General features: G+C 37.1%; 7 protein-coding genes. All 7 read left to right on the top strand.

Translation table 11 applies throughout. The features are described from left to right. Positions 1-1,239: alpha/beta hydrolase family protein (locus E1140_RS03390; RefSeq protein WP_155179049.1), on the top strand; the 1,239-nt coding region annotated here is incomplete at its 5' end. Positions 1,240-1,356: 117 nt separating this feature from the next. Next, a complete protein-coding gene (locus tag E1140_RS03385; protein ID WP_155179047.1) occupies positions 1,357-1,926 on the top strand; it encodes a Crp/Fnr family transcriptional regulator in 570 nt (189 codons plus the stop codon). A 66-nt stretch (positions 1,927-1,992) separates the two neighbouring features. After that, positions 1,993-2,832: a type II toxin-antitoxin system RatA family toxin gene (locus tag E1140_RS03380; protein ID WP_155179045.1), complete on the top strand. Its 840-nt coding sequence runs from the start codon at positions 1,993-1,995 to the stop codon at positions 2,830-2,832. Positions 2,833-2,982: 150 nt separating this feature from the next. Beyond that, positions 2,983-3,870: an alpha/beta hydrolase gene (locus tag E1140_RS03375; RefSeq protein ID WP_185153406.1), complete on the top strand. Its 888-nt coding sequence runs from the start codon at positions 2,983-2,985 to the stop codon at positions 3,868-3,870. Between the two features lie 40 nt (positions 3,871-3,910). Beyond that, positions 3,911-5,443: a serine hydrolase domain-containing protein gene (locus E1140_RS03370; RefSeq protein ID WP_155179041.1), complete on the top strand. Its 1,533-nt coding sequence runs from the start codon at positions 3,911-3,913 to the stop codon at positions 5,441-5,443. 160 nt (positions 5,444-5,603) lie between these two features. Then, positions 5,604-7,196 (top strand): tetratricopeptide repeat protein, encoded by a 1,593-nt coding sequence (locus E1140_RS03365; RefSeq protein WP_155179038.1) that lies wholly within the window; start codon positions 5,604-5,606, stop codon positions 7,194-7,196. Between the two features lie 45 nt (positions 7,197-7,241). Further along, positions 7,242-8,339: a metallophosphoesterase gene (locus E1140_RS03360; protein WP_155179036.1), complete on the top strand. Its 1,098-nt coding sequence runs from the start codon at positions 7,242-7,244 to the stop codon at positions 8,337-8,339. Positions 8,340-8,454 lie beyond the last annotated feature (115 nt).

The raw sequence follows: 8,454 nt of genomic DNA, 5'->3' as shown, positions 1-8,454 counted from the left end.
AATGGAAACAAGGCTGGGAGTTTTAGTGGTATTTTTGAACATGGAGATTTTATTGATAAGATAAGCTTTGAAATTGAACAAGATTCTACCAGTTTCAAGGTTTTCTTCACAAGCTTGGATCAAAATGCCATTCGAATTCCTTTTCAGGGTGTTGAAGTTAGAGGTGATTCTATCAGTTTTAAGCTGCAAAGTGATTTTTACACTTACTCTTTCAAAAACAAATGGGTTGAAAATAACAGTAAACTCCAAGGAGCTCTTACTGTAGACTCAATTACCGTTCCTTACACTTTAGAAAAGGAGTTGCCAAGTAATACTCGATACCCTAAAAATGAAGATGTTAGTTTTGAGTCCAATGAATTAAAAATAAATGGAACTATATGGCATCCAAAAGATGAAGGGAATGAAGCAATAGTAATTCTGACTTCATCGGGCAGTTCAGACCGAAGCGCATCAAGAGCAGAGGCTAAGCTATTTGCACAAATGGGATTTACAACATTTCATTATGACAAACGGGGGACTGGAAATTCAGAAGGGGATTGGCAAATAGCTACTATTGAAGAACTTGTAAAGGATGATATGAATGCAATCAAGTTTTTTTCTGACAGGACAGGAATTTCTCTTACGAACATTGGCATTAAAGGTAGTAGCCAAGGGGCAACTAAAATACCATATATCTTAAATGAATTAGATAGCCTGGAATATGGTGTTGTCGTAAGTTGCCCTGGAGTTTCATTGCTTGAAAGCGATTTAAATTATTGGAAAAATAGAAATGCCGAAGTAATCGGCAATGACATTGAAGCAGCTACTGATTTTCAACGAGAAGTTTTTGAATTTAAAGCAGGCAAACTATCCAGAACAGATTTAGAAAAGGCCATAGATAATGCAAAATCTAATGCATGGTTTACCAATGTATGGGTACCAAATTTGGATGAAGTTCAAGTAGATAAAAAACTTCTCTACAGTCCCATTCCTTACTTTCAAAGAACAAAGCAACCCATCTTGATTGTGCAAGGGACAAGGGATGAAATAATACCTGCTAATAGTCATGAAATCATTTCAGAGGCACTAGCTATATCAGGTAACAATAATTATAAAACCGTATTATTAGACGGAGCCTCTCATTCAATGTATAAAATTGGAGAAAGCGATTTTCCCTTTTGGTCAAAATTGCATCCTGATTATTTAAGAACGATTGAAGATTGGATAAATACTGCTTCTAACAATGTATATACAAAATAAATAACACCGCACTAAGTTAAGAGATGCAACCCGCTATAAATTCGTAACAGTCTGATAAGTAAGAAGCCCGCAATGGCCTACCTTGTATATACCAAACGTAGTTGTATGATTTAAAAAATGGAACCACTTAAAGACTGCATATCAAATCAAGTTAGTGTTGATAACACATCGTTAGAAAACATATTGTCCATGTTTGAAACGATACATGTTAAGAAAGGGGATTATTTTCTTCATTCACGCACCATCTGTCAAAAAATGGCTTTTATAGAAACCGGATACCTTCGGATGTATGACATTGCCGATGGAAAGGAAATCACCCTATGGATTGGAAGCAGCGGAAAATTCATCACTTCACTTTCAAGTTTTGTATTTCAAACAGTTAGTCAATGGAACATTCAAGCAGTGACAGATTGCAAGCTTCATGTGATCACTAGAGAAAAGCACCTTCATTTAAGTAAGAAGGAACCCAAATGGCTAGAATTCGACAATTTGCTCTTAGCGCGTTCCTTTGCTTTATTAGAGCAAGGTGCATTTGCTCATTTGCATACCACCGCTCAAGAGAGATTTGATGCATTGCTCAAAAACGAACCGGAGCTTTTCCTGAACGTTCCGCTGCAACATATTGCTTCAATGATTGGCATTGCACCTGAATCATTAAGCAGGCTGAGAAAAAATCTTAAAAACTGAATTTCCTAACATTTGTCAAGAGAATAGTGATTCGCCTCAAGGAACTTTGTAACAAAATTCAACGACATGAATCAATTACAAAAATCTCTTGGGCTCAACGCGCTTTTTTCAGGGTTTTCAGGTATTCTATTAGTAGCGTTAAACAAGTATGTTGCCGATCTATTTGACACATCGAATACATTGGCATTCCAAGTAATAGGAGCAACCCTGATCTTCTTTTCTTTAACTATTGTTTTTGAAATAAATCGCCAAAATCTCTTAGGCGTTCTGTTTATAATCATTCAGGATTATCTCTGGGTTCTTGTAAGCATGTTTATATTGATCTTTCAACCCTTTGAAATTTCAGTAATAGGGAATAGCATTATAGCTGTTATTGCATTGATTGTTTTATACATGGCCATCAATCAAACCAAAGCGCTTGCACAAACGGATAACATCTATGACAAGCGCATAAAACAAATGAGTTTTGAAAGAATCATGAAGGCCCCCAAGTCGAATGTGTGGAAAGTCATTTCCAACGTGGCGAATTACCATGAAGTAGCGCCTAATATTGATGACATAACAATAATTTCTGGTAAAGGCGAAGGAATGGTTCGTAGTTGTAGCCATGGGAAAGACCGTTGGACAGAAACATGCTCACTATGGGACGAGGAAAAGGAATATTCCTTTGAAGTGAATACTGCCGCCCCGGACTACCCATATCCGTTCAAATACTTGAAAGGGAATTGGAAAGTAGAAGGAATAGACGGTTCTCACACAAAAGTCATTATGTTGTTTGAGTTGAGGTACGGTCAGAAGCTTCATAATTGGATACTTCACCCTTTTCTGGTAAGAAAATTCAGTAAAGTAGCGGAACAACTATTGAATAATTGGCAAAGTAAAATTGAGAAAAGCAACCTACTCTGATAATGATTATAGCATATAACCGTATTGAAAAGTGGCAGAAAGGTCATAAACCTTATTTTCAAAGTTGTAAAATATTGTAGGTAGGTTTAGATGAAGGTAGTTTCTGGCCTTTTATTTTTATTCTTAGTATTGCTACAAACATGTTATTCTATGCAGACCGATAATACAATAACATTAGCTGATGAAAGAGTATTGGGTTACGCTGAATATGGTAAACCAAATGGCTTTCCAATCTTCTATTTCCATGGTGGGCAGGAAAGTAGGCTGTCGTCTGGTTTTATGGATAGTACTGCTGCCAAATTGAGTATTCGCATCATCGCGCCAGACAGACCCGGTGTAGGACTTTCGGATTTTCAAGAGAACAGAACTTTTCTAAACTGGGCAACAGATATTGAACAGCTAGCCGACAGATTGCAAATTGAGCACTTTTCCGTATTCGGACTTTCTGGAGGTGCACCGCATGTATTAGCTTGTTTGATCAGAATGCCAAACAGGATAGCAAATGCCTCTATTATTTCCGGTGCTACACCCTATAACTACAAAGGCTCCCTAAAAGGCATGTGGATTCCAGTAAAACTTATTCATTGGGTTGCTAGCTGGAAAAAAGATAAACAACTTAAAAAGATTATACAAAATGATTTTGATGGGCTTGTGAATAAGCCAGAAAAGCGAATTAAACAATTTCAAAACTATCTACCAAAGCCTGACAAAAAGTTGATGACCGAGCATCCTGAATACGGTTGGGAGTTTATTGAGGGTAGTAAGGAAAGTTATAAGCAAGGAATTGATGCAATTGTTCAAGAATGGAAACTCTATGTTTCGGATTGGCAGATGGAATTAGATGCAATTCACACCCAAGTAAACCTTTGGTATGGCTCATCGGACAAGATGGCCCCAATCTTCAGGGGACAATACTATAACAATGAGTTGCAAAACTCAAATCTTAAAATAATTCCTGATGAAGGGCACTTTTCCTTAATTAGAAATCATTTAGAAGAAATACTATCTGAATTAAAAACTACAAACATCATAGAATAAATTCCATTAAAACAGGTGTGACGTATAATTTCAAACACTTATGAAAGCAGCATATACAATTTCTCTAATATTAATTTTGCTAGCAACATCACTTATTAGCTGTGATAATACTTCCACCTCACAAAACAAAGAGTTCAAGAAAGGCATAAATAATTTAAGTACCTACACATTAGATCAAATTAAAGGTATACCTAGCCTGTCGATAGCTGTGATTAAAGGAGATGAAGTTGTCCACATTGGAAGCTATGGTTTGGCTGATGTAGAGCATAGTATAAAAGTGACTACAAAAACACCCTATTATATTGCCTCCACCACAAAATCATTCAACGGAACCTTGGCACAGATTCTTCATGATGAAAAGTTGCTTGACCTTGACGCTTCCATTACTACCTATGAACCAATAAAGAGCTTTGAAAACAAAACGCTATTCGAAGGGATTTCTATTAGAGAACTCCTCACACACACCTCAGGAATAAGCAATGGATATTTAGTTTGGCGCAATGCAGTTTCGGGCCAGTACACACATCAACAACTTATTGAAATCCTTGAAAGCCAAACAACTGACCTGGGTAACGACAAAGCATTTAAGTACGATAATCTGGGGTACAATATTTTCGACCTGATACTTCAGGAAGAATTAGGGTTGGATTGGAAACAGTTACTCAAAGAAAAAATTTTTAATCCTTTAGAAATGGAAAAAACCACAGCCTCTTATGACAAGGTAATTAAGGAAAATTGGAAACCTACTCAGCCCTACATTTGTATTGGCGATTCAACCCGACCTGTAAAGGCTAATTCAAGAAAAGACGAGAAAACCATGCAAGCAGCGGGTGGACTGTTTGCATCAATAAAGGATATTGCCAACTGGTTGATTTTCAATGTCAATAATGGAAGTTTTAAGGACAAGGTTATTTATGAACCACAAGTCTTAAAGCAGGTTCTCAATTCTTACGCTGAAGTAAACGATAAAGGCACCATCTTCACTGAAGTCGGATATGGTTTAGGATGGCATGTTTCTAAGTACAAGGATCAGAAGGTACTTTACCACAACGGTGGCTTTCTTGGCAATACAGCTAAAATATCCTTTATGCCCGATCAGAAAATTGGTGTAGCTGTTTTTTCAAATGAATCGTTCTTTGGAGATAATATCGCAGACCTACTAACCGCCTATACTTATGATTTCTATCTCGATTCGTTAGAATCTTATGAAGCTTACTTAGAACAAATCAAAGATTACGGAAAAAGAATCAATAAGATGAACCGGTCCTATGCTAGTTCTGTTGCTGAAAGAGCCGGCAGGCAATCTTCGCTAACACTCAGCCCTTCACAATATGTGGGGAAGTTTTCGAATCAAGCATTTGGGGATTTCTCGATAACTGTCGAGAATGACATAATCAATATAAGTATGGGATTACTCAGTTCCAGAGCATATTACGGTAAGGATGCAAATACGCTGGAAGTTGAATTTTCTGGACCTGGGAGCAAACAATTGATAGAATTTATAATAACAAACGATATGTTGATATCCTTAAAATTCAAAGGCTTGGAATTTGTCAAAATAAATCCAGAATAATAACTACCTCTGTATTTGTTTAATATAATCTTCTTGTCATATCTCATGTCTTTTGATCATTAAAAGATCGTCTTACGATTCCAACCAGCCCGAATCTTCTTGGTCAGATTAATAACTATTATAGTTGCATTATTGTAGACTAAGTTTTTAAACTTGTAAAATGCGAGGGGCCTTACTTCTTATCTTTTTATTCATTTGGCAAGCTTTACCTGCTCAGCTAAACACAGACAGTTTAAGGAGTGTTTGGAGAAACACTGACCTATCAGATAGTCTGCGCCTAAAGGCCATTAATAAGCTGGCATGGGATGGTTATATATTTTCTGATCCCGACAGTGCCTATTACTATGGGCAGCTGCACTATGATTTTGCTAAAGACCGAGGTTTATTAAAGGAAATGGCTATCGCCTTAAATACACAAGGCACTTCATTTTATATGATCGAGAACTACGCAAAAGCTTCGCAGTATTTCTATCAAAGCTTAAAAATAAAAGAGGAGATCAATGACACATTAGGGATAGCCACCAGTCTAATTAATATTGGGATGATCAAAGATGATCAGGGCCTGATTGAAGAAGCTATAGAGCATTACACCAGGGCTATGGAACTTGTCCTAAAAATGCAGGAAACTAGTAATGATCCTGAAATTGAGAAAAAATTGGTGGCCTCTTATAATAACCTCGGCACGATATACACAGATATTGAGCCCGAACTAGCTTTAGATTATTTTATTAAAACAATAAATATTGCTTCAAAGCTAGGCTTGATAAGAGAGCAAGCTTACGCATTCAATAACATAGCGAATATCTATTCTGAGCGTAATGAAAAGGAGAAAGCACTTAAATATTATCAGGAAGCATTAGCTGCTCTGATAAAGCTTGGAGATGAAGGGGGAACAGTTGATGGGCTCAATAATATAGGCATCCACTACTTTGAGCAAGGGAGTTATAAAAAGGCCATTAATTATGCACACCAGGCCCTGGATAAATCAAAAAAGAATGAAAATAAGGATGGTGCCAGCACGGCTGCTGAAATTTTGTACGAATGCCATAAGGCATTGGGGAATTATCAAAAGGCACTACATTTTCATGAATTACAAATTCAAGCCAGAGATAGTCTTGAAATAGAATTAAACAAGAGGGAGATTATAAGGCAAGGCCTCCAGTACAGCTATGAAAAACAAGCTGCAGCAGATAGTATTGCTTTTGCCGTGCAACAAGAAATACAAAATATAAAAATAGCTGAACAACAGGCTCAGCTTAATTCAGAGCAAACCAAGCGTTTTCTTCTATATGGGGTGCTTGCCATGATAGTTATACTGTCCATTGTCATCTTTAGAGGTAATAGAAGAAAAATAGAAGCGGCAAAAATCATTGCTGAGCAAAAAGAAGAAGTAGAAAGGCAACATGATAAGATTGTCGAGCAGCACAAACTGCTGGAAGAGAAGAATCGAGAAATCACAGACTTCAATAATAATCTTGAAACACTTGTAGCAGAACGAACTAAAGAGCTAGAAGAATCTATCAATCAGATCCGCAGTTACCAACATGACCTGGCCCATAATATAAGAGCTCCATACGTTTCACTTATGGGCTTGCTAAATTTGATCCAGGATGAACGTTTTGATTCAAACGAAAATGAGAAAGTGCTAGAGCAATTACAGGTCACCGGTGATAAAATTGGTGTTGTATTAAAGGATATCTCGAAAGAATTAGCCAAGTCTGAGGGCAATGACAATCGGAAAAACAAGTCATGAGAGACCCGGAGATTTTAGGCCTGTCAATTTAAATTTTTTAACTATATGTTTTTTAACTTATTAATAATCTTCAACCTTTTCACCTTTTCGTTGGCCAACGTTGATGAAAATCAAAATACCAATGACGGTCCTTATCTATTCCATACCGAAGAAGGCATTGTAGGCAAATGGGTTGAAGACAGTGTATTAATTCAAGAGGTTGTTACAGCTAATAGTTACCCAAAACTAAAGTCCAGATTCAACTTTAAATTTGAGCTTGATGCTCTAAAACAGGACTTTTCAGAGCAGTTAGACTACGTTCAAGAATATGAGGGTATTGACAGCCTGGTAGCCTTTAGTGATATCCATGGACAGTATGACTTATACATTGAATTGCTCCGAGCTAATGGTATTATCGATAATGATTTAAACTGGAGTTATGGCACCGGTCACATCGTGATTGTAGGTGATATATTTGACCGTGGCGATAAGGTTACAGAAGTGCTATGGCATGTATTTGGGCTGGAAAAGCAAGCAGAAAAGGATGGAGGCAAAATTCATTTAGTACTGGGTAACCATGAAGTTATGGTCCTTAATAATGATCTAAGGTATATCCATGATAAGTATAAAGTTACAGAAGAGCTGACTGGCACAACTTATAACCAGCTATATGCTGATAACACAATACTCGGGCAGTGGTTAAGGTCTAAACCTGTGGCCATTAAAATCAATGACATGATATTCGCCCATGGCGGGTTGTCCCCTACGCTGGTAAATCAGAATGTGTCCATTGAAAAAATCAATAAAACCTTTGCTGATCAAATCCTTGGTCAGGATAGAGCATCGATACTCAGTGATGAATTTCTGGAGCTACTCTATAGAAGCAATGGCCCTATATGGTATAGAGGCTATTTTTATGATGATAATTTTACAGAACAGTCTATAGACTCGGTATTAAACTACTACAATGCCAACCATGCCATTGTAGGGCATTGTTCTTATGACAGTGTCATTACGAGGTTCAATAACAAGATTTTTGGTGTAGATACGAGCATCAAAAGAGGGAAAAATGGAGAGGTTTTAAAATGGAACTCAAATGGCTACTCTAAGGGCACGCTAACCGGTGAGGTTAAGGCGTTGCCAAAAGCTACAACATTTCAATAAAAGGTAACAATAACAGTTAAGTTATGCGTGTGTTATTCTACTAGTTTTGTTTTCAGGCTACACAAGCCTTGGCTGAAATAAACATTATAAGTTTTTTATGGCCGTTTAATTGAGT

The organism is Fulvivirga lutimaris, from assembly GCF_009711525.1.
In the GTDB taxonomy this organism is placed as follows: domain Bacteria; phylum Bacteroidota; class Bacteroidia; order Cytophagales; family Cyclobacteriaceae; genus Fulvivirga; species Fulvivirga lutimaris.
This window is presented reverse-complemented; position numbering and strand designations above follow the sequence as displayed.